Raw genomic sequence first — 22767 nt, 5'->3', positions numbered from 1 at the left:
CACCATGCAACGTTATTCAGGCTTCGGCCTCTTCAAGCACTCCCTCAGCCACCACGAGAACTGGCAGCGCATGTGGCGCACGCCAACGCCGAAGAAGGTCTACGACGTGGTCATCGTCGGCGGTGGCGGCCATGGCCTGGCCACTGCCTACTACCTGGCCAAGGAACACGGCATCACCAACGTGGCGGTGATCGAGAAAGGCTACCTGGGCGGCGGCAACACCGCGCGCAACACCACCATCGTGCGTTCCAACTACCTGTGGGACGAGTCGGCGCACCTGTACGAACACGCCATGAAGCTGTGGGAAGGGCTCTCGCAGGACATCAACTACAACGTGATGTTCTCCCAGCGCGGCGTCTACAACCTGTGCCACACCCTGCAGGACATCCGCGACTCCGAGCGCCGGGTCAATGCCAACCGCCTCAACGGCGTGGACGGCGAGCTGATTCGCACCGAGCAGGTGGCGGCCGAGATCCCGTACCTGGATTGCTCGAAGAACACCCGCTACCCGATCCTTGGCGCCACCGTGCAGCGCCGTGGCGGCGTGGCCCGCCACGATGCCGTGGCCTGGGGCTTCGCCCGCGCCGCCGACGCCCTGGGCGTGGACCTGATCCAGCAGACCGAGGTGATCGGTTTCCGCAAAGAGAACGGCGCGGTGATCGGCGTCGAGACCAACAAGGGCTTCATCGGCGCCAAGCGCGTCGGCGTGGTCACCGCCGGTAATTCCGGACACATGGCCAAGCTGGCCGGTTTCCGCCTGCCGCTGGAGTCGCACCCTCTGCAAGCCCTGGTGTCGGAGCCGATCAAGCCGATCATCGACAGCGTGATCATGTCCAACGCCGTGCACGGCTACATCAGCCAGTCCGACAAGGGCGACCTGGTGATCGGTGCCGGTATCGACGGCTGGGTCGGCTACGGCCAGCGCGGCTCCTACCCGATCATCGAACACACCTTGCAGGCGATCGTCGAGATGTTCCCGATCCTCTCCCGGGTGCGCATGAACCGCCAATGGGGCGGCATCGTCGACACCACCCCCGACGCCTGCCCGATCATTTCCAAGACCCCGGTGAAGAACATGTTCTTCAACTGCGGCTGGGGTACCGGCGGCTTCAAGGCCACCCCGGGCTCGGGCAACGTGTTCGCCGCGAGCCTGGCCAAGGGCGAGATGCACCCGCTGGCCGCGCCTTTCTCCATCGACCGTTTCTACAACGGTGCGCTGATCGACGAACACGGCGCCGCTGCCGTCGCCCACTGACCCGGAGACAACCGTCATGTTGCAAATCTTCTGTCCCCACTGCGGCGAGCTGCGCTCCGAGGAAGAGTTCCACGCGTCTGGCCAGGCCCACATCGCCCGCCCGCTGGACCCGAACGCCTGCTCCGACGAGGAGTGGGGCACCTACATGTTCTTCCGCGACAACCCGCGCGGTATCCACCACGAGCTGTGGGACCACGTTGCCGGCTGCCGCCAGTACTTCAACGTCACCCGTGACACGGTGACCTACGAGGTGCTGGAAACCTACAAGATCGGCGAAAAGCCGCAGGTGACCGCCGCCTCGAAACAGAGCACCGCGCCAGCGACCGCCAAGGGCCAAGGGGAAAAAGTATGAGCCAGACCTATCGCCTCGCCAGTGGCGGCCGCATCGACCGCAGCAAGGTGCTGAACTTCACCTTCAACGGCAAGACCTATCAGGGCTATGCCGGCGATACCCTGGCCGCCGCGCTGCTGGCCAACGGCGTGGATATCGTCGGGCGCAGCTTCAAGTATTCGCGCCCGCGCGGGATCATCGCCGCCGGCACCGAGGAGCCGAACGCGATCCTGCAGATCGGCGCCAGCGAAGCCACCCAGATCCCCAACGTGCGCGCCACCCAGCAGGCGCTGTATGCCGGCCTGGTCGCCACCAGCACCAACGGCTGGCCGAACGTCAACAACGACATGATGGGCATCATCGGCAAGGTCGGCGGCAGCATGATGCCGCCCGGGTTCTACTACAAGACCTTCATGTATCCCAAGTCGTTCTGGATGACCTACGAGAAGTACATCCGCAAGGCCGCAGGCCTCGGTCGCGCGCCGCTGCAGAACGACCCGGACAGCTACGACTACATGAACCAGCACTGCGACGTGCTGATCGTCGGCGCCGGCCCTGCCGGCCTGGCGGCGGCGCTGGCTGCGGCGCGCAGCGGTGCGCGGGTGATCCTCGCCGATGAGCAGGAAGAATTCGGCGGTACCTTGCTCGACAGCCGCGAGACCCTCGACGGCAAGCCGGCCGCCGATTGGGTCAATGCCGTGGTGGCCGAGCTGGAGACCCTGCCGGAAGTCACCTTGCTGCCGCGCAGCACGGTCAACGGCTACCACGACCACAACTTCCTGACCATCCACGAGCGCCTCACCGACCACCTGGGCGACCGCGCGCCCATCGGCCAGGTACGCCAGCGCGTGCACCGCGTGCGTGCCAACCGGGTGGTGCTGGCCGCGGGCGCCCACGAGCGGCCGCTGGTGTATGGCAACAACGACCTGCCGGGCAACATGCTGGCCGGCGCCGTGTCCACCTATGTGCGCCGCTATGGCGTGGCCCCGGGCCGCAAGCTGGTGCTGTCGACCAACAACGACCACGCCTACCGCGCCGCGCTGGACTGGCACGACGCCGGCCTGCAAGTGGTGGCCATCGCCGATGCCCGTCACAACCCGCGTGGCTCGCTGGTCGAAGAAGCGCGCGCCAAGGGCATCCGCATCCTCACCTCCAGCGCGGTGATCGAGGCCAAGGGCAGCAAGCACGTGACTGGCGCCCGGGTGGCGGCCATCGATGTGCAGGCGCACAAGGTCACCAGCCCCGGTGAAACCCTCGAGTGCGACCTGATCGCCACCTCCGGCGGCTACAGCCCGGTGGTGCACCTGGCTTCGCACCTGGGCGGCCGCCCGGTGTGGCGTGAAGACATCCTTGGCTTCGTGCCCGGCGATGCGCCGCAGAAGCGCGTGTGCGTCGGTGGCGTGAATGGCGTCTATGCCCTGGGCGATGTGATCGCCGACGGCTTCGAAGGCGGTGTGCGCGCCGCCACCGAGGCCGGCTTCAAGGCCAGCGTCGGTACGCTGCCGAAAACCCTGGCGCGCAAGGAAGAGGCCACCGTGGCCTTGTTCCAGGTGCCCCACGACAAAGGCACTGCCCGTGCGCCCAAGCAGTTCGTCGACCAGCAGAACGACGTCACCGCCGCCGCCATCGAACTGGCCACCCGCGAAGGCTTCGAGTCGGTCGAGCACGTCAAGCGCTACACCGCGCTGGGCTTCGGCACCGACCAGGGCAAGCTGGGCAACATCAACGGCCTGGCCATCGCCGCCCGTTCGCTGGGAATAGGCATCCCGGAAATGGGCACCACCATGTTCCGCCCCAACTACACGCCGGTGACCTTCGGCGCGGTGGCGGGCCGGCACTGCGGCCACCTGTTCGAGCCGGTGCGCTTCACCGCGCTGCATGCCTGGCATGTCAAGAACGGCGCCGAGTTCGAGGACGTCGGCCAGTGGAAGCGCCCGTGGTACTTCCCCAAGCCGGGCGAAGATATCCACAGCGCCGTGGCCCGCGAATGCAAGGCGGTGCGTGACAGCGTCGGCCTGCTGGACGCCTCGACCCTGGGCAAGATCGACATCCAGGGCCCGGATGCCCGAGAGTTCCTCAACCGCATCTACACCAACGCCTGGACCAAGCTCGACGTGGGCAAGGCCCGCTACGGCCTGATGTGCAAGGAAGACGGCATGGTCTTCGACGACGGCGTCACCGCCTGCGTCGGCGACAACCACTTCATCATGACCACCACCACCGGCGGTGCGGCCCGCGTGCTGCAATGGCTGGAGCTGTACCACCAGACCGAGTGGCCAGAAATGAAGGTGTACTTCACCTCGGTCACCGACCATTGGGCGACCATGACCCTGTCCGGCCCCAACAGCCGCAAGCTGCTGGCCGAGGTCAGCGATATCGACCTGGACAAGGACGGCTTCCCGTTCATGAGCTGGAAGGAAGGCCTGGTCGGCGGCGTGCCGGCGCGGGTGTTCCGTATCTCGTTCACCGGCGAGCTGTCGTACGAGATCAACGTGCAGGCCAACTACGCCATGGGCGTGCTGGAACAGATCGTCGAGGCGGGTAAAAAATACAACCTGACCCCCTACGGCACCGAGACCATGCACGTGCTGCGCGCCGAGAAGGGCTTCATCATCGTCGGCCAGGACACCGACGGCTCGATGACCCCGGACGACCTCAACATGAGCTGGTGCGTGGGCCGCAACAAGGCCTTCTCGTGGATCGGCCTGCGCGGCATGAACCGCGAGGACACCACCCGCGAGAACCGCAAGCAGCTGGTGGGCCTGAAGCCCGTGGACCCGAACGTCTGGCTGCCCGAGGGCGCCCAGCTGGTGTTCGACCCCAAGCAGCCGATCCCGATGGACATGGTCGGCCATGTCACCTCCAGCTATGCGGCCAACTCCCTGGGCTATTCGTTCGCCATGGGCGTGGTCAAGGGTGGCCTCAAGCGCCTGGGCGAGCGGGTGTATTCGCCGCAGGCCGACGGCAGCGTGATCGAGGCCGAGATCGTGTCTTCGGTGTTCTTCGATCCGAAGGGTGAGCGGCAGAACGTTTGATTCCGGGGGCTGTGGAGGCAAGCCAGGCCCTGTTCGCCGGCAAGCCGGCTCCTACAGGTTCAACGCTGTTCTTGTAGGAGCCGGCTTGCCGGCGAACAAGGCCCTGAGCCACCACCACGCTGCGTCGTATCGACGAACAAGAATTCAAGGCAGGTACCACATGAGCGCTATCAACGTCTTCCAGCAAAACCCCGGCTCCAACGCCAAGGCCCAGTCGCCGCTGCACCACGCCGACCTGGCCAGCCTGGTCGGCAAGGGCCGCAAGAACGCAGGCGTGACCCTGCGCGAAAAGAAATTCCTCGGCCACCTGACCCTGCGTGGCGATGGCCATGATCCGGCCTTCGCTGGCGCCGTGCACAAGGCCCTGGGCCTGGAACTGCCGGTGGCCCTGACCGTGGTCGCCAACGGCGAGATGTCGCTGCAGTGGATGGGCCCTGACGAGTACCTGCTGATCGTCCCCGGCGGCCAGGAGTTCGCCGTCGAGCAGAAGCTGCGCGACGCCCTCGACGGCCAGCATGTCCAGGTGGTCAACGTCAGTGGCGGGCAGACCCTGCTCGAACTGCGCGGCCCCAACGTGCGCGATGTGCTGATGAAATCCACCAGCTATGATGTGCACCCGAACAACTTCCCGGTGGGCAAGGCCGTCGGCACGGTGTTCGCCAAGTCGCAACTGGTGATCCGCCGCACCGCCGAGGACACCTGGGAACTGATGATTCGCCGCAGCTTCTCCGACTACTGGTGGCTGTGGCTGCAGGACGCGTCGGCCGAGTACGGTCTGGCCATCGAAGCCTAAGGAGCAGCACCATGAGTCGGGCACCGGACACCTGGATTCTCACCGCCGACTGCCCGAGCATGCTCGGCACGGTCGATGTGGTGACGCGTCACCTGTACGAGCAGCGCTGCTATGTCACCGAGCACCATTCCTTCGACGACCGGCTGTCGGGGCGATTCTTCATTCGCGTGGAGTTCCGTGCCCCGGACGCTTTCGACGAAGACGGTTTTCGCACAGGCCTGGCCGAGCGCAGCGAAGCCTTCGGCATGGCCTTCGAGCTCACCGCGCCCAACCACCGGCCCAAGGTGGTGATCATGGTGTCCAAGGCCGACCACTGCCTGAACGACCTGCTGTACCGCCAGCGTATCGGCCAGCTGGCCATGGAGGTGGTCGCGGTGGTCTCCAACCACCCCGACCTCGAGCCCCTGGCGCACTGGCACAAGATTCCCTACTACCACTTCGCCCTCGACCCCAACGACAAGCCGGCCCAGGAGCGCAAGGTGTTGCAGGTGATCGAGCAGAGTGGTGCCGAGCTGGTCATTCTTGCCCGCTACATGCAGGTGCTGTCGCCGGAGCTGTGCCGGCGCCTGGATGGCTGGGCGATCAACATCCACCACTCGTTGCTGCCGGGGTTCAAGGGCGCCAAGCCGTATCACCAGGCCTACAACAAGGGCGTGAAGATGGTCGGCGCCACGGCGCACTACATCAACAACGACCTGGACGAAGGGCCGATCATCGCCCAGGGCGTCGAGGTGGTGGACCATAGCCACTACCCCGAGGACCTGATTGCCAAGGGGCGGGATATCGAGTGCCTGACCTTGGCGCGGGCGGTGGGGTACCACATCGAGCGGCGGGTGTTCCTCAACGCCAATCGCACTGTCGTTCTCTGATCGAGTGCCGGGGCTGCTGCGCAGCCCTTTCGCGACACAAGGCCGCTCCTACAGGGGATCGCACAGTCCTGTAGGAGCGGCCTTGTGTCGCGAAAGGGCCGCAAAGCGGCCCCAGTTTTTGCCTGCCGCAAAAAGACATCCCCCTGTCGCATCCAGTCACCGCCCCACCGCCCATCCAGCCCACAATCCCCCTCAATCCAGTAACACAGGCCGCCCACGGAATCGGCGGCGCTTTCCACCACCGCTGCATAAATACAAATCAAGCGAGGTAAGAGCATGTCTGGTAACCGTGGAGTGGTGTATCTCGGCGCGGGCAAGGTCGAGGTGCAGAAGATCGACTACCCCAAGATGCAAGACCCGCGCGGCAAGAAGATCGAGCACGGTGTCATCCTCAAGGTGGTCTCCACCAACATCTGCGGCTCCGACCAGCACATGGTCCGCGGCCGCACCACCGCCCAGGTCGGCCTGGTGCTGGGCCACGAGATCACCGGTGAAATCGTCGAAATGGGGCGTGACGTCGAGCGCCTGAAAATCGGCGACCTGGTCTCGGTGCCGTTCAACGTGGCCTGCGGCCGCTGCCGTTCGTGCAAGGAGATGCACACCGGCGTGTGCCTTACCGTCAACCCGGCCCGCGCCGGTGGCGCCTATGGCTACGTCGACATGGGCGACTGGACGGGCGGCCAGGCCGAGTACGTGCTGGTGCCCTATGCCGACTTCAACCTGCTGAAACTGCCCGACCGCGACAAGGCCATGGCCAAGATCCGCGACCTGACCTGCCTGTCGGATATCCTGCCCACCGGCTACCACGGCGCCGTCACCGCGGGCGTTGGCCCAGGCAGCACCGTGTATGTCGCCGGTGCCGGCCCGGTCGGCCTGGCCGCCGCCGCGTCCGCCCGCCTGCTGGGCGCCGCCTGCGTGATCGTCGGCGACCTCAACCCGGCCCGCCTGGCCCACGCCAAGGCCCAGGGCTTCGAAGTGGTCGACCTGTCCAAGGACACGCCGCTGCACGAGCAGATCGTCGACATCCTCGGCGAGCCGGAAGTGGACTGCGCCGTTGACGCGGTCGGTTTCGAGGCCCGTGGCCATGGCCATGAAGGCGCCAAGCACGAGGCCCCGGCCACCGTGCTCAACTCGCTGATGCAGGTGACCCGTGTCGCCGGCAAGATCGGCATCCCAGGCCTGTACGTGACCGAAGACCCGGGCGCGGTGGACGCTGCCGCCAAGATCGGCGCGCTGAGCATCCGCTTCGGCCTGGGCTGGGCCAAGTCGCACAGCTTCCACACCGGCCAGACCCCGACCATGAAGTACAACCGCCAGCTGATGCAGGCGATCATGTGGGACCGCATCAACATCGCCGAAGTGGTGGGGGTGCAGGTGATCAGCCTCGACCAGGCGCCGGAAGGCTATGGTGAGTTCGATGCCGGCGTGCCGAAGAAATTCGTCATCGACCCGCACAGGACCTTCAGCGCCGCCTAAGCGCGTTCGCCGGCAAGCCTCCTCCTGGCGGGGGGCTTGCCGGGCGATGGCCGGCCCGGAACAAAGCTTCGGCGCGCCAGTCATATGCCTCGTTTCCCGGCCATTCCGGCCGACCGAGGTCCCTCCCGATGAAAGCACTCACCCTGGCAACCCTGATGACCCTGGCCGCAAGCCCGGTGTTCGCCTTTAACCTGAGCGATGTCGCCAATGCGGTGTCCGCCGCGCAGACCCCGCAGCACGGCGGCCAGGTCCAGGCCCCCGCGGCCCAGGCCAACCTGCTCAATACCTTGGGCAGCGAGTTGAAGATCACCCCCGAGCAGGCCGTGGGCGGTGCCGGGGCGATGCTGGGGCTGGCGCGCAACAACCTGAGCAGCGACGACTATGGCCAGCTGAGCAAGGCCGTGCCGGGCCTGGACCTCTTGTCCGGGGCCAATGGCCTGGGCGGCCTGAGTGGCCTGGGGCAGTTGCTGGGTAACGACAAGACCGCCCCGGCGTTGAGCAACGCCCTGGGCAATCAGGTGGAGAACCGCGGCGACCTGGACAATGCGTTCAAGGCGCTGGGCATGGACACCGGCATGATTGGCCAGTTTGCGCCGCTGATCCTGCAATACCTGGGGCAGCAGGGGATTGCCGGGTCGTTGCTGCAGAACCTGGGGAGCTTGTGGAACACCCCTGCGCCGTTGAGCCAGCCTTCGGTATAAATGCCTGACGCCGACATTGTAGGAGCGGCCTTGTGTCGCGAAAGGGCCGCGTGTGGCTTCAGCGCATCTCGGCGCGCAGTTGCTCGATACGCTGGTCCTTGTCCAGCCACAGCTGGTTGACCCACGCCTGCACGGCCTGGCGGAACGCCGGGTCGTTCTCGTAATCGCCCGCGCACAGCGCCGGGTCCAGCTCGCGCACGCGGATGTCGATGATCACCCGGCTGATGCTGCCGTTGAGCAGCGCCCAGAACCCCGGCGCCTGCTCGCCGGGATAGACGATGGTCACGTCCAGCAGCGCGTCCAGTTGCTCGCCCAGCGCCGCCAAGACGAAGGCCACGCCGCCGGCCTTGGGCTTGAGCAGGTGGCGGTAGGGCGATTGCTGCTGCGCGCGCTTGGCCTCGGTGAAGCGGGTGCCTTCGAGGTAGTTGACCACGGTCACCGGCTGGCGCTTGAACAGCTCGCAGGCAGCCTTGGTGATTTCCAGGTCGGTGCCCTTGAGCTCGGGGTGCTTGTCGAGGAAGGCCTTGCTGTAGCGCTTCATGAACGGGTAGTCCAGCGCCCACCAGGCCAGGCCCAGCAGCGGCACCCAGATCAGTTCCTTCTTGAGGAAGAACTTGAAGAACGGCACCCGGCGGTTGAGGCTTTCGATCAGCGCGGGGATGTCGACCCAGGTCTGGTGGTTGCTGACGCACAGGTAGGAGGTGTCCTGGCGCAGTTTGTCGACGCCGCGGATGTCCCACTGGGTGGGGATGCACAGGGCGAAGATGGCCTTGTCGATTTCCGACCAGGTTTCGGCGATCCACATCACCGCCGCCGAGGCGTAGTCGCGGCCCCGGCCGGGCAAGACCAGCTTGAGCAGGGCGAAGACCAGCAGCGGGCCGATCAGCACCAGGGTGTTGAGCAGCAGCAGGGTGAGGGTGAGGATGCCGGTCAGCAGGCGACGCATAAGGAAACTCTTGTTGTGTGAGGTGAACGGTTGGCAATGATAAGCAGGGCAGCGGCCTACGCCAAACGTCGTAGGCCCATTAACTGGAACAAATGTTTCACATTGTGTTGTTTACCCTGTGGCAACGAACCTATCCTGCTCATGCAGTCTAAGCACTGACCCCTCTCAAGGAAGCCACGCCTGTGAAATCCCTGCTTGCCCTGCTGTCCCTTGTGGCGCTGCCGGTCATGGCCGCCGAACCGACGATCTACGGTCGATACGAGAACATCAAGCTGCCGGAAATCGGCCAAACCCTCAAAGCCAAGATGGACACAGGCGCCTGGACGGCCTCGTTGTCGGCCAAGGACATCGAGATGTTCAACCGCGACGGCAACGAATGGGTGCGCTTCCGCCTGGCCACCGAGGGTGCCAGCGACAAGGTCTACGAGCACGAAGTGTCGCGCATCAGCAAAATCAAGAACCGCGCCGATGAAGAAGACGAGGAAGAGGCGCCAGCGCTCTCGCATCGCCCGGTGATCGACCTGGAAATGTGCCTGGGCGATGTAAAGCGCACCGTGGAGGTCAACCTGGTCGACCGCAGCAACTTCCGCTACCCGCTGTTGATCGGCTCCAAGGCCCTGCGCAAGTTCAAGGCGGCGGTGGATCCGCGCGAGAAGTTCACGGCGGGCAACCCCGGCTGCTGATGCAGTAGCTGCAAGCATCGAGCGACAAGCTGCAAGAAACGGCGGATCGGTGTAAGTTGCCGCGATCCGCTTTCACTTGCAGCTTGTAGCTCGAGGCTTGCCGCTCAGATGCCCCATATCCTCATCGTCGAAGACGAATCCGCCATCGCCGACACCCTGATCTTTGCCCTGCAGGCCGATGGCCACAGCACCGAGTGGGTGAACCTGGGCAGCGCCGCCGTCGAGCAGCAGCGCCTGCGCCCGGCCGACCTGGTGATCCTCGACATCGGCCTGCCCGATATCAGTGGCTTCGAAACCTGCCGCCAGTTGCGCCGCTTCAGCGAAGTGCCGGTGATGTTCCTCAGCGCCCGCGATGCCGAGATCGACCGGGTGCTGGGCCTGGAAATCGGCGCCGACGACTACGTGGTCAAGCCGTTCAGCCCCCGCGAGGTGGCCGCGCGGGTGCGGGCGATCCTCAAGCGCATGGCACCGCGGCCCGAGCCGCTCGAACCGGCGGCGCCTTTCCAGCTCGACACCCTGGCCATGCGCATCGTCTATCGCAACCAGCCGCTGGCCCTGACCCGCCATGAGTTCCGCCTGCTGCAAAGCCTGCTCGAACAGCCGCGGCGGGTGTTCAGCCGCGAACAGTTGCTCGATGGCCTGGGCGTGGCCTCGGACGTGGGCTACGAGCGCACCATCGACAGCCATATCAAGAGCCTGCGCGCCAAGCTGCGCCAGGTGGCCGCCGACGCCGAGCCGATCCAGACCCACCGCGGCCTGGGCTACAGCTACAGCCCGGAACAGGCCTGATGCGCCTGGGGATCCGGATCTTCCTGGTGTACTTCTTGTTCGTCGGGCTGGCGGGCTATTTCCTGCTCAACACCGTGCGCGAGCAGATTCGCCCGGTGGTGCGCCAGTCGTCCGAGGAGACCCTGGTGGACACCGCCAACCTGCTGGCGGAGATCCTGCGCGACGACGTCAAGCGCGGCACCCTGGGCCAGAGCCGCCTGGCCCAGGTGCTCAAGGCCTATGGCGAACGCCGCCCCAGCGCGCAGATCTGGGGGCTGGCGAAGAACCAGGTCAGCCACCGCATCTATGTGACCGACGCCAATGGCAGGGTACTGCTCGACTCCACCGGCCAGGACCTGGGCAAGGACTACTCGCGCTGGAACGATGTCTACCTGACCCTGCGCGGCCAGTACGGCGCGCGCTCGACCCGCAGCGACCCGGACGACGAGAGCACCTCGGTGATGCATGTGGCGGCGCCGATACTCGATCAGGGCCGGGTCATCGGCGTGGTCACCGTGGCCAAGCCCAACAGTTCGCTGCAACCCTACATCGACCGTTCCGAGCAGCGCCTGCTGAGCCTGGGCCTGGGCCTGATCGTGCTCGGCTTGCTGGTCGGCGCGGCGCTGTCATGGTGGCTGACCCGCTCGCTGCGCCGGCTCACCCACTACGCCCAGGCGGTCAGCGCCGGCGAGCGCGCCGCCTTGCCGCACTACAAGGGCGGCGAGCTGCTGCAACTGGCCACGGCGGTGGAACGCATGCGCACGCAGCTGGAGGGCAAGGCCTATGTCGAGCGCTATGTGCACACCCTCACCCATGAGCTGAAAAGCCCGCTGGCGGCGATACGCGGGGCCTCCGAGCTGTTGCAGGGCGAGATGACGGATGCGCAGCGGGCGCGTTTCGCCGGCAATATCGAACGCGAAAGCGAGCGCTTGCAGCAGATGATCGAGCGCCTGCTCAACCTGGCCCGGGTCGAACAGATGCAGGCGTTGGAGGACCAGCAGCAGGTGCCGCTGGCGGGGCTGGTGGAGGAGCTGCTGCTGGCCCAGGGCGCGCGTATCGAGGCGGCAGGGGTACGGGTGCGCCAGGCCATACCGGCCAGCGCCAGGCTGCTGTGCGACCCGTTCCTGATGCGCCAGGCCCTGGCCAACCTGCTGGACAACGCCTTGGACTTCACCCCGCGGCAAGGCGTGTTGGCCTTTGCCCTGGAGCCTGCAGGCGAGCGGGTGGCGCTGAGCCTGTTCAACCAGGGGCCGGCCATTCCCGACTATGCGCTGGAGCGGGTGAGCGAGCGATTCTATTCGCTGCCAAGGCCCGCGACCGGGCGCAAGAGCACCGGGCTGGGGCTGAACTTCGTGGCCGAGGTGATGCAGCTGCATGGTGGGGCATTGGCCGTGGACAACGTCGATGACGGGGTACGGGTGCGGCTCTGGCTGCCGGCGCGGCGGCTCGCTTGACCCACGCCCAAGCCAGGCGCCGGCTTGCCGGCCCGATTCTCCACACAATCTGCACATTCCCTCCCTGAAGGCTCCATGTGCCAGGCAGACACTGTCGCCATCGCAAACGGAGCCCTACCCATGAACAAGACCCTCGGTTTCAAGCTCGGCCTGATTGCCGTGCTGATCCTGCTGTTGCTGATCCCCCTGCTGATGATCGGCGGCCTGATCGATGAGCGCCAGGCGCTGCGCGACGGCGTGTTGCGCGATATCGCCCAGAGCTCCAGCTTCGACCAGCAGATCACCGGTCCCTTGCTGGTGGTGCCGTACCGCAAGTACGAGCGGCGCTGGATCGACAAGGACGGCCAGAGCGTGCAGGAAACCAGCACGGTCACGGGCAACCTGTATTTTCTGCCGGAAACCTTCGAGGCCGATGTCGGCGTCGACACCGAACTGCGCGCCCGCGGCATCTACCAGGCGCGCCTGTTCCACGCCAAGAGCCGGATCAGCGGGCGCTTCAAGCTGCCTGAGCGCTGGGGCATCGACAAGGATTACCAGGACTACCGCTTCGACAAGCCGTACCTGGCGGTCGGCATCAGCGATATCCGTGGCATCGAGAATGGCCTGGAGCTGACCTTCGACGAGCAGCGCCTGCCGTTCGAGGCCGGCACCGGCCTGGACTGGCTGCGTGGCGGCGTGCATGTCGGCCTGCCGCAGGTCGATGGCCAGCAGGCCCGCGAATTCGCCTACGGCTTCGACCTGGCCTTGCAGGGCACCGGCCAGTTGCATGTGCTGCCGGTGGGCCGCAGCAGCAGCGTGGACATGCGCGCCAACTGGCCGCATCCAAGCTTTATCGGCAGCTACCTGCCCAGCCGCCGGGCCATCGATGACCAGGGCTTCAGCGCCCACTGGCAGACCTCGTTCTTCGCCACCAACCTGGAAGATGCCCTGCGCCAGTGCGTCGGCGCCCAGCAGTGCGCGGACTTCACCGGCCCGACCTTCGGTGTGAGCTTCGTCGACCCGGTGGACCAGTACCTCAAGAGCGAACGGGCGATCAAGTACGCGTTGCTGTTCATCGCCCTGACCTTTGCCGGCTTCTTCCTGTTCGAGGTGTTGAAGCACCTGAGCGTGCATCCGGTGCAGTACATCCTGGTGGGCGTGGCGCTGGCGTTTTTCTACTTGCTGTTGCTGTCGCTGTCCGAGCACCTGGGCTTCGCCCTGGCCTATGGGTTGTCGGCGTCGGCCTGCGTGCTGCTGATCGGCTTCTACCTGGCGCATGTGCTGCGCAGCCTGGGCCGTGGAGTCGGCTTCGCGGCGGGGCTGGCGGCGTTGTACGCGATGCTTTATGGGCTGCTGAGCGCCGAGGACTACGCGCTACTGATGGGTTCGCTGCTGTGCTTTGGCCTGCTCGGGGTGTTTATGGTGCTGACCCGGCGGCTGGACTGGTCGCGGGTGGGGAGGATGGCATGAGGGAGGATAGAGAGCTTGGGCATTGGTTGGCTGTGAGGATTGGCCAGCTATTTCCTGTGATAGCGAGGTGAACTCTGGGGCTGCTTTGCAGCCCTTTCGCGACGCAAGGCCGCTCCCACAGACGCTCGCGAAACCTTGTGGGAGCGGCCTTGTGGCGCGAAACGAGGGCGAAGCCCTCGCCAGCGGTGGTTCAGGCTACCGGAGCGGTAGCCAGCATCGACGGCCGCTGGCTGACCTGGGCGAACCAGGTGGCCAGCCCTGGGTACAGCGCCCGCCAAGCGAACGCTGGCTGGCGCAGATCCAGGTAGCCCAGGGCGCAGGCCACGCCGATCGAGGCGATATCGAACCCGGAGATGATCTCTGCCAGGTGCTCCTGTTCCAGGTTCGCCAGCCCGCGGCGAATCTTCTCGCCCTGCGCCTCGACCCAACCGTCCCACTGTTTGTCCGCCGGGCGCAGGAAGGTCTCGTAGCGCGAAGCCACCGCCGCATCCATGATCGCGTCGGCCTGGGACGCCAGGGTCAGGCGCCGCCAGCGCATCGAACCCTCGCGGGGTACCAGCGGCAGGCCGACATGCTGGGTGTCGAGGTACTCGCAGATCACCCGGCTGTCGTGCAGCACGCTGCCATCGTCCAGGCGCAGGGCCGGGATCTTGCCGATCGGGTTGCCCTGGTTGAGCTGCGCGTCACCATTCACCGGGCTGATGTTCACGCCCTGCAGGCTGACGCGCTCCAGTTGGCCGGTCTCGTGCAGCACGATCATGACCTTGCGCACGAACGGCGACAGCGGTGAATGGAACAGGATCATGGCTCAATTACCTTGCAGGCTGGGCGGCAGGCACACGCCGGTGCCGCCGATGCCGCAGTAGCCGTCGGGGTTCTTGGCCAGGTACTGCTGGTGGTAGGCCTCGGCGAAGTAAACGGTCGGTGCCTGGGCGATTTCGGTGGTGATCTGGCCGAAGCCGGCTTTGCTCAGCTCTGCCTGGAAGACGTCGCGGCTGGCCTTGGCCTCCTCGAGTTGTTGCGGCGAGGTGCAGTAGATCGCCGAGCGGTACTGGGTGCCGACGTCGTTGCCCTGGCGCATGCCCTGGGTCGGGTTGTGCAGCTCCCAGAACATCGCCAGCAGCTCGCGGTAACTGACCTTGTTCTTGTCGAACACCACCAGCACCACCTCGGTGTGGCCGGTCAGGCCCGAGCAGACTTCCTCGTAGGTCGGGTTGGGGGTGAAGCCGCCGGCGTAGCCGACCACGGTGCTGACCACGCCTTCGCGCTGCCAGAAGCGGCGCTCGGCGCCCCAGAAGCAACCCAGGCCGAAGATGGCGAAGTCGATGTCGCCTTCGAAGAACGGGCCGAGCAGCGGGGTGCCTTCGAACACGTAGTGGAACTCGGGCAGGGCCATCGGGGTTTCGCGGCCAGGCAGGGCCTGTTCCGCGGTGGGCAGCACATTTTTGTTCACCAGGATTTCCGAACGCAGGACCATGGCCGTTCCTCTCTTAGGTATTCAACAACCTGGGGCCGCGTTGCGGCCCATCGCGACACAAGGCCGCTCCCACAGGTAGGCGCATTCCACTGTGGGAGCGGCCTTGCGTCGCGATGGGCTGCGCAGCAGCCCCAGAAGGCAAGTGATGGTGTCTATAGTGCCCGAGGTTTGTGCCGCTGTCAGTCCATCGGCCCGCGCGGATAGCGGCGCAGTTTCTCGCTCAGCTCACGCCCCGGAATCGGCCGGTCGAACAGGTAGCCCTGGCCGACGTCGCAGCGGTGGCGGCGCAGGAACGCCAGCTGCTCGGGCGTCTCGATCCCTTCGGCCACCACCTTGAGCTTGAGGTTGTGGGCCATGGCCACCACCGCCGAGGTGATCTCCATGTCGTCCTGGTTGTCGGGGATCTCGTTGATGAAGCTGCGGTCGATCTTGATGATGTCGATCGGGAATTTCTTCAGGTAGCTCAGCGACGAATAGCCGGTGCCGAAATCGTCCATGGCCAGGGTCAGGCCCAGGGCCTTGAGTTCGTCGAGCTGGCGGTGGGTGTCTTCGGTGGCTTCCAGCAGCAGGCCTTCGGTCAGCTCCAGCTCGAGCAGGTGCGGCGGCAGCGCCTCCTCCTTGAGGATGGTGCCGATCGAGGCGACCAGCTCCGGGTCGGAGAACTGCTTGGGCGACAGGTTGATGGCCACGTGCAGGTTGCCCAGGCCCGCCTCGCGCAGCTGCTGGCTCATGCGGCAGGCCTGGCGCACCACCCACTTGCCGATGGGGATGATCAGGCCGGTTTCCTCGGCCACGCTGATGAACTGGTCGGGGCGAATCATGCCGCGCTCGGGGTGGTTCCAGCGCAGCAGTGCCTCCAGCCCGAGCAGGCGGCCGCTGCGCAGGCACAGCTTGGGCTGGTAGAACACTTCCAGTTCGTTCTGGGTCAGCGCGCGGCGCAGGTTGTTCTCGACGAACAGCTTGTAGCTGGCCTCGGCGTTGAGCACCTCGGTGAACACCTGGACCTGGTGCTTGCCGTTGGCCTTGGCCTTGTGCAGGGCCAGGCCGGCGTTCTTCATCAGGGTCGCCGGGTCGGCGCCGTGCAGCGGCGCGCAGGCCAGGCCTACCGAGGCGGTGACGTTGATCAGCTGGTTGTCGACGAACATCGGCTTGTCGAGGGTACGCAGCAGCTGGTGGGCGACGCCCTGGCCATCCTCCAGGTGGGTGTCGTCGAGCAGCACGGCGAACTCGTTGCTGGCAAAGCGCGCCAGGCTGCCGCCATTGCTCAGGCTGTTGCGCAGGCGCCGGGCGAGGCTGACCAGCAGCTTGTCGCCGGTCTGGTGGCCGAGGCTGTCGTTGATCCGCTTGAAGTTGTCGATGTCCACCAGCAGCAGGCAGATCGGGCTGTCGCTGTCGCGGGCGAAGCGCTCGTCGAGGTTGCGAATGAACGCCGGGCGATTGCCCAGGTTGGTCAGGTTGTCGGTGTAGGCCAGGCGCTCGATGCGCTGCTGGGCCAGCTTGCTCTGGGTGACGTCCTCGTAGATGCCGATGTAGTGGGTCAGCTCGCGGTTGTCGCCGTACACCTTGGAGATCGACAGCTGGCCCCAGTAGGGTTCGAGGTTCTTGCGCCGGCTCTTGAACTCGCCCTGCCAGCTGTTGCCCATGGCCAGGCTCGAGGGCGAATCGAACAGCAGCTCGCTGAGGTTTTCCAGCGCCGGCAGCTCGCCCAGGTGGTGGCCCTGGACCTCTTCGGTGCTGTACTGGGTGATGGCGGTGAAGCTTGGGTTGACGTACTCCACCACGCCGTCGCGATTGACCAGCAGGAAGGCGCTGGCGCTCTGTTCCACGGCGCGTTGGAACAGGTGCAGGGCGCTGGCGGCAGTGCGCCGGTTGTGATTGTTGATCACCTGGGCGAACTGGTCGGCCAGCTCGCCGGCGAAGGCGATCTCATCCGACTGCCAAGCCCGGGCGCGGCCGGTCTGCTCCAGGCACAGCACGCCGACCACCTGGCCGTCGATGCGGATGCTGGCGTCGAGCATGGCATTGTCGTCGCTGGCGTACAGCGATTCGGCCATCTCGCGGGTGCGCGGGTCGTGGCTGGCGTTGTGGGCGTCGATGGCACGGCTGGCGTGCAGCGCCTCGAGGTAGTCGGGGAACTGGCTGGCGTCGATCGCCTCGGGCATGCGGTGCTGCTGGTCGCGGCGGTACCAGGCGATGATCGGCTGCAGACGCTGCTCGTGCAGGTACCAGATGCTGGCGCAGTCGACGTTGTAGATCTCGCAGGCGCTCTGGGTGATCAGTTCGGCGGCCTCGATCAGCGAGTTGCCGATGCTGTAGCGCTGGCGGGCCAGGCGCAGGATCAGGTCTTGCTGGGCGCGCACCCGCTCCAGGTGCTCGAGCTGTTCCTGCTGGGCCCGCTGGTTCAGTTGCAGGGCCAGTTGCAGGCGGTTGTTGCGCGACTCCAGGTCGTGGGTGTCGAGGTCCGGGGTATCGACCTGCTGGTCGAACACGGTCAGGTAGCCGCGCAGCAACTGGCGGTTGTGCTGCTTGTAGCTTTCGCCGACCTCCAGCAGGCGCAGCGGTGCCGGGTGGGCGTGCAAGGTGTAGCGCACCCGGTAGTAGCCGCGCTGGCTCAGTTGCAGCTGGATCTCGTCGTGCAGCTTGTAGCGTGCCTCGGGCTCCATCAGGCTGGCATAGGGAGAGCCGATCAAGGCACATAGCTCGGCGGCGGGCAGGCCGAATTGGCGTTCGCAGGCAGGGTCGAGGTAAAGCATGGCCCAGCTGGCTTCGTTGAGCCGTTCGAAACGCAGCATGCCGAGCCGCGAGGGCACGGGGAGCTGCGTGACGACCTCGGCCGCCACACGGCTGGCGGCATCGGGTTGGCTTTTCATCGAAGACTCGCTTGAACTGGGGCGCGGCGTGAAACCGGCTTATCGGGCAAGGTTGCATCATGTCCCGTGGGCTGGCAAGCGGCCTTGGGGATGCTGTGAACAGGTTGTCGGCCAGTTGCATGAAATCTGTAGGAGCCAGCTTGCTGGCGAATCATGCACCTGTTCGCCAGCAAGCTGGCTTCCTACAGGGTCGTGGCATTGATGCGGGCAAAAAAAGCCCCGCCAAAGTGACGGGGTTGAGGTACGAGCGTGGCAGCTCGAAAGGGTACCTGCCCCTCGACAGAGGGGCAGGCAAACAGCGGTTTACAGCAGCATGGTGCGGATATCGCCCAGCACGTCGCCCAGGCGCTTGGTGAAGCGCGCGGCGGCGGCGCCGTTGATCACACGGTGATCGTAGGACAGCGACAGCGGCAGCATCAGCTTGGGCTGGAAGGCCTTGCCATCCCAGACCGGTTGCATGGTCGCCTTGGACACGCCGAGGATCGCCACCTCAGGCGCGTTGACGATCGGCGTGAAGCCGGTGCCGCCAATGTGGCCGAGGCTGGAGATGGTGAAGCAGGCGCCCTGCATGTCGTCGGCCGACAGCTTCTTGGTGCGTGCCTTCTCGGCCAGTGCGGCGGCTTCGGCAGCCAGTTGCAGCAGGCTCTTCTGGTCGACGTTCTTGATTACCGGGACCAGCAGGCCATCCGGGGTATCCACGGCGAAGCCGATGTGCACGTACTTCTTGCGGATGATCGCCTTGCCGCTTGGCGCCAGCGAGCTGTTGAAGTCCGGCAGTTCCTTGAGCAGGAAGGCGCAGGCCTTGAGCAGCAGTGGCAGCACGGTCAGCTTGACCCCAGCCTTTTCAGCGACGGCCTTCTGCGCCACGCGGAAGGCTTCCAGCTCGGTGATGTCGGCGGAGTCGAACTGGGTCACGTGCGGCACGTTCAGCCAGCTGCGGTGCAGGTTGGCGGCACCGACCTGCATCAGGCGGGTCAGGGCCACTTCTTCCACTTCACCGAACTTGCTGAAGTCCACGGCCGGGATCGGCGGGATGCCAGCGCCACCGGTAGCACCGGCGGCCGGGGCTTCCTTGGCCTTTTGCATCATGGCCTTGACGTAGACCTGCACGTCTTCCTTGAGGATGCGGCCGTGCGGGCCGGTCGCGGCAACCGCGCCCAGGTCGACACCGAACTCACGGGCCAACTGGCGAACGGCTGGGCCTGCGTGAACCTTGGCGTTGCTGCCGGCAGCCGGGGCGGTAGCGACCGGCGCGGGGGCAGCAGCCGGGGCGGCAGCGGCAGGTGCGGCGGCAGGAGCAGCCTCAGCCTTGGCCGGTGCAGCAGCGGCCGGAGCCGGAGCAGCAGGCGCAGCGCCGGCAACCTTGAGCTTGAAGATCAGGTCGCCAGTGCCGACTTCGTCTTCGAGCTTGCACAGGACTTCTTCGACCACGCCGGCAGCCGGCGACGGGATTTCCATGGAGGCCTTGTCGGACTCCAGGGTAATCAGCGACTGGTCGGCTTCGACGGTGTCGCCGACCTTGACCAGCACTTCGATGATCTTGGCCTTGCCCGACGAGCCGATATCCGGCACGTGGATGTCCTGCACGCTGGCGGCAGCCGGGGCTGCGGCTGGCGCCGGGGCGGCTTCGGCGGCCGGCGCTGGGGCAGCAGCTGGAGCCGGAGCGGCGGCGGCCGGAGCCTCGGGCGCCGCAGCGGCGCCCTCGACTTCCAGCACCAGCAGCTCGTCGCCTTCTTTCAGGCGGTCGCCCAGCTTGACCTTCAGTTCCTTGACCACGCCGGCCTTGGGGGCCGGGATCTCCATGGAGGCCTTGTCGGACTCCAGGGTCAGCAGGCTCTGGTCAGCCTCGATACGGTCACCGACCTTGACGAACAGCTCGATGATTTCACCTTCACCGCTGCCGATGTCAGGTACGCGAATGAGTTCGCTCACTTAAAAATACTCCTCAGCAGTCCAGTGGGTTGCGCTTGTCCGGGTCGATGCCGAACTTGACGATGGCGTCAGCCACAACCTTGGGTTCGATCTCGCCACGGTCAGCCAGGGCTTCCAGGGCAGCCAGCACCACGAAGTGGCGGTCGACTTCGAAGAAGTGACGCAGCTTATTGCGGCTGTCGCTGCGACCGTAACCGTCGGTACCCAGGACCTTGAACTCTTTGCTCGGCACCCACTGACGAATCTGCTCGGCGAACAGCTTCATGTAGTCGGTGGAGGCGATGACCGGGCCCTTGCGGCCGGCCAGGCACTCTTCGACGTAGGTCTTCTGAGGCTTCTGGCCAGGCTTGAGGCGGTTGGCGCGTTCCACGGCCAGGCCGTCGCGACGCAGTTCGTTGAAGCTGGTGACGCTCCACACGTCGGCACCGACGTTGAACTCTTCACGCAGGATCTTCGCCGCTTCGCGAACTTCGCGCAGGATGGTGCCGGAGCCCATCAGCTGTACGTGGTGCGCGGCTTCGCGGGTGTCTTCCTCGAGCAGGTACATGCCCTTGATGATGCCGTCCTCGACACCGGCCGGCATGGCTGGCTGCTGGTACGACTCGTTCATCACGGTGATGTAGTAGAAGATGTCCTGTTGCTCTTCGGTCATCTTCTTCATGCCGTCCTGGATGATCACCGCCAGCTCGTAGCCGTAGGTCGGATCGTAGGTGCGGCAGTTCGGGATGGTGCCCGCCATCATGTGGCTGTGACCGTCTTCGTGCTGCAGGCCTTCACCGTTGAGGGTGGTACGGCCGGCGGTACCGCCGATCAGGAAACCACGGGTGCGGCTGTCGCCAGCGGCCCAGGCCAGGTCGCCGATGCGCTGGAAGCCGAACATCGAGTAGAAGATGTAGAACGGCAGCATCGGCTGGTTGTGGCAGCTGTACGAAGTACCGGCCGCGATGAACGACGACATGGCGCCGGCTTCGTTGATGCCCTCTTCGAGAATCTGGCCCTTCTTGTCCTCGCGGTAGAACATCACCTGGTCTTTATCGACTGGCTCGTAGAGCTGGCCGACCGACGAGTAGATGCCCAGCTGGCGGAACATGCCTTCCATACCGAAGGTACGGGCCTCGTCCGGGATGATCGGGACGATGCGCTGGCCGATGTCCTTGTCCTTGACCAGCTGCGCCAGGATGCGCACGAAGGCCATGGTGGTGGAGATTTCGCGGTCGCCCGAGCCGTCCAGGATCGCCTTGAGGGTTTCCAGCGGCGGGGTCGGCACGCTGAAGCTCTTGGCCCGGCGCTGCGGCACGAAACCGCCCAGGGCGGCACGGCGCTCGGCCAGGTACTTGGCTTCGGCGGAACCTTCCTCGGGCTTGAAGAACGGCAGGTTCTCGAGGTCGGCATCCTTGACCGGGATGTCGAAACGGTCACGGAAGTGACGCAGGCTTTCGACGTCGACCTTCTTGGTGTTGTGCGCGGTGTTCTTGGCTTCGCCGGCACCGGTACCGTAACCCTTGATGGTCTTGGCCAGGATGACGGTCGGCTGTTCCTTGTGGTTCACAGCCTGGTGGTAGGCCGCGTAGACCTTGTACGGATCGTGGCCGCCACGGTTGAGCTTCCAGATCTCGTCGTCGGACAGGTCTTCGACCATGGCCTTGAGCTCTGGGGTGTTGAAGAAGTTCTCACGGACGTACGCGCCGTCCTTGGCCTTGTAGTTCTGGTACTCGCCGTCGATGACTTCGTCCATGCGGCGCTGCAGGGCACCGTTGGTGTCCTTGGCCAGCAGTGGGTCCCAGAAGCGGCCCCAGACCACCTTGTTGACGTTCCAGCCACCGCCACGGAACACGCCTTCGAGTTCCTGGATGATCTTGCCGTTGCCGCGAACCGGGCCGTCGAGGCGCTGCAGGTTGCAGTTGATGACGAAGATCAGGTTGTCCAGCTTCTCGCGGCCGGCCAGGGCGATCGCGCCCAGGGATTCCGGCTCGTCGCACTCGCCGTCGCCCATGAAGCACCAGACCTTCTGCTTGCCGGCCGGGATGAAGCCGCGCGCTTCCAGGTACTTCATGAAGCGTGCCTGGTAGATGGCCTGGATCGGGCCCAGGCCCATCGACACGGTCGGGAACTGCCAGAAGTCAGGCATCAGCCATGGGTGCGGGTACGAAGACAGGCCGTTGCCGTCGACTTCCTGGCGGAAGTTGTTCATCTGCTCTTCGTTGATGCGGCCTTCCATGAAGGCGCGGGCGTAGACGCCTGGCGATGCGTGGCCCTGGAAGAAGATCAGGTCGCCGCCGTGTTCTTCGGTCGGGGCCTGGAAGAAGTAGTTGAAGCCGATGTCGTACAGGGTGGCACTGGAGGCGAAGCTGGAGATGTGGCCGCCCAGGTCCGAGTCCTTCAGGTTGGTGCGCATCACCATGGCCAGCGCGTTCCAACGCACCATCGAGCGAATGCGGCGTTCCATGAACAGGTCGCCAGGCATGCGTGCTTCGTGGGTGACAGGGATGGTGTTGCGGTATGGCGTGGTGATTGCGTACGGCAGCTGGGAGCCACTGCGGGTGGCCAGCTCGCCCATGCGGGTCATCAGGTAATGAGCGCGGTCTTCGCCTTCTTTGTCGAGGACCGACTCCAGGGCATCCAGCCATTCCTGGGTTTCGATTGGATCGAGGTCTTGCATGGCTTGCTCCAGGGCGGAAAGGCCACCAGAATCGATGGCCTGAGTTTGCGACTGGCCTTATGGGCAGAC

General features: G+C 65.5%; 17 protein-coding genes. 11 read left to right on the top strand and 6 right to left on the bottom strand.

The window, feature by feature from the left end; translation table 11 throughout:
- Positions 1 to 4: 4 nt before the first annotated feature.
- From NJG22_RS05775 to NJG22_RS05745, 7 genes are all read left to right on the top strand, one after another.
- Positions 5 to 1255, top strand: a complete 1251-nt coding sequence (locus NJG22_RS05775) for a sarcosine oxidase subunit beta family protein (protein WP_134689883.1) — start codon at positions 5 to 7, stop codon at positions 1253 to 1255.
- A 16-nt stretch (positions 1256 to 1271) separates the two neighbouring features.
- Positions 1272 to 1607 (top strand): sarcosine oxidase subunit delta, encoded by a 336-nt coding sequence (locus NJG22_RS05770; RefSeq protein WP_217850927.1) that lies wholly within the window; start codon positions 1272 to 1274, stop codon positions 1605 to 1607.
- Positions 1604 to 4621, top strand: coding sequence for a sarcosine oxidase subunit alpha (locus tag NJG22_RS05765; protein WP_253093185.1), 3018 nt, complete (start codon positions 1604 to 1606; stop codon positions 4619 to 4621). The genes NJG22_RS05770 and NJG22_RS05765 overlap by 4 nt, the downstream gene beginning before the upstream one ends.
- A 160-nt stretch (positions 4622 to 4781) precedes the next feature.
- Entirely contained in the window at positions 4782 to 5414 is a 633-nt protein-coding gene (gene soxG, locus NJG22_RS05760) for a sarcosine oxidase subunit gamma family protein (protein ID WP_253093184.1), read from the top strand.
- Between the two features lie 11 nt (positions 5415 to 5425).
- On the top strand, positions 5426 to 6283 hold the full coding sequence (purU, locus tag NJG22_RS05755) for a formyltetrahydrofolate deformylase (protein ID WP_253093183.1): 858 nt from the start codon (positions 5426 to 5428) through the stop codon (positions 6281 to 6283).
- A 276-nt stretch (positions 6284 to 6559) separates the two neighbouring features.
- Positions 6560 to 7759, top strand: a complete 1200-nt coding sequence (fdhA, locus tag NJG22_RS05750; protein WP_134689878.1) for a formaldehyde dehydrogenase, glutathione-independent — start codon at positions 6560 to 6562, stop codon at positions 7757 to 7759.
- A gap of 128 nt (positions 7760 to 7887) precedes the next feature.
- Positions 7888 to 8460 (top strand): DUF2780 domain-containing protein, encoded by a 573-nt coding sequence (locus tag NJG22_RS05745; protein WP_253093182.1) that lies wholly within the window; start codon positions 7888 to 7890, stop codon positions 8458 to 8460.
- A 58-nt stretch (positions 8461 to 8518) separates the two neighbouring features.
- Here the strand turns inward: NJG22_RS05745 and NJG22_RS05740 are convergent, their stop codons facing one another.
- Positions 8519 to 9406, bottom strand: coding sequence for an acyltransferase (locus NJG22_RS05740; protein ID WP_253093181.1), 888 nt, complete (start codon positions 9404 to 9406; stop codon positions 8519 to 8521).
- Between the two features lie 182 nt (positions 9407 to 9588).
- Between NJG22_RS05740 and NJG22_RS05735 the strand changes: the two genes are divergently transcribed.
- The 4 genes from NJG22_RS05735 to creD all read left to right on the top strand — a co-directional run bounded on the left by NJG22_RS05735 (position 9589) and on the right by creD (position 13760).
- Positions 9589 to 10089: an ATP-dependent zinc protease gene (locus tag NJG22_RS05735; RefSeq protein WP_253093180.1), complete on the top strand. Its 501-nt coding sequence runs from the start codon at positions 9589 to 9591 to the stop codon at positions 10087 to 10089.
- Positions 10090 to 10197: 108 nt separating this feature from the next.
- Complete coding sequence (gene creB / locus NJG22_RS05730) at positions 10198 to 10878, top strand: two-component system response regulator CreB (protein WP_253093179.1); 681 nt, start codon at positions 10198 to 10200, stop codon at positions 10876 to 10878.
- Positions 10878 to 12311 carry a two-component system sensor histidine kinase CreC gene (creC, locus tag NJG22_RS05725; protein ID WP_253093178.1) on the top strand — a complete coding sequence of 478 codons (1434 nt, stop codon included), beginning with the start codon at positions 10878 to 10880 and terminating at the stop codon, positions 12309 to 12311. The genes creB and creC overlap by 1 nt, the downstream gene beginning before the upstream one ends.
- 120 nt (positions 12312 to 12431) lie before the next feature.
- Positions 12432 to 13760: a cell envelope integrity protein CreD gene (gene creD / locus NJG22_RS05720; protein ID WP_253093177.1), complete on the top strand. Its 1329-nt coding sequence runs from the start codon at positions 12432 to 12434 to the stop codon at positions 13758 to 13760.
- 190 nt (positions 13761 to 13950) lie between these two features.
- Here the strand turns inward: creD and NJG22_RS05715 are convergent, their stop codons facing one another.
- The 5 genes from NJG22_RS05715 to aceE all read right to left on the bottom strand — a co-directional run bounded on the left by NJG22_RS05715 (position 13951) and on the right by aceE (position 22698).
- Positions 13951 to 14565, bottom strand: a complete 615-nt coding sequence (locus tag NJG22_RS05715) for a glutathione S-transferase (protein ID WP_253093176.1) — start codon at positions 14563 to 14565, stop codon at positions 13951 to 13953.
- A 3-nt stretch (positions 14566 to 14568) separates the two neighbouring features.
- Complete coding sequence (gene msrA / locus NJG22_RS05710) at positions 14569 to 15237, bottom strand: peptide-methionine (S)-S-oxide reductase MsrA (protein ID WP_253093175.1); 669 nt, start codon at positions 15235 to 15237, stop codon at positions 14569 to 14571.
- A gap of 179 nt (positions 15238 to 15416) precedes the next feature.
- Positions 15417 to 18107: a GGDEF and EAL domain-containing protein gene (locus NJG22_RS05705; protein WP_253093174.1), complete on the bottom strand. Its 2691-nt coding sequence runs from the start codon at positions 18105 to 18107 to the stop codon at positions 15417 to 15419.
- Between the two features lie 303 nt (positions 18108 to 18410).
- Entirely contained in the window at positions 18411 to 20039 is a 1629-nt protein-coding gene (aceF, locus tag NJG22_RS05700) for a dihydrolipoyllysine-residue acetyltransferase (RefSeq protein WP_253093173.1), read from the bottom strand.
- Between the two features lie 13 nt (positions 20040 to 20052).
- The gene (gene aceE, locus NJG22_RS05695; protein ID WP_253093172.1) at positions 20053 to 22698 is read right to left on the bottom strand and encodes a pyruvate dehydrogenase (acetyl-transferring), homodimeric type; all 2646 of its coding nucleotides are present in this window, start codon (positions 22696 to 22698) and stop codon (positions 20053 to 20055) included.
- Positions 22699 to 22767: the final 69 nt, after the last annotated feature.

This window comes from Pseudomonas sp. VA159-2 (assembly GCF_024126635.1).
In the GTDB taxonomy this organism is placed as follows: Bacteria; Pseudomonadota; Gammaproteobacteria; order Pseudomonadales; family Pseudomonadaceae; genus Aquipseudomonas; species Aquipseudomonas muyukensis.
The sequence above is the reverse complement of the archived record's forward strand: the minus strand, read 5'-3'. Positions and strand labels throughout refer to the sequence as shown.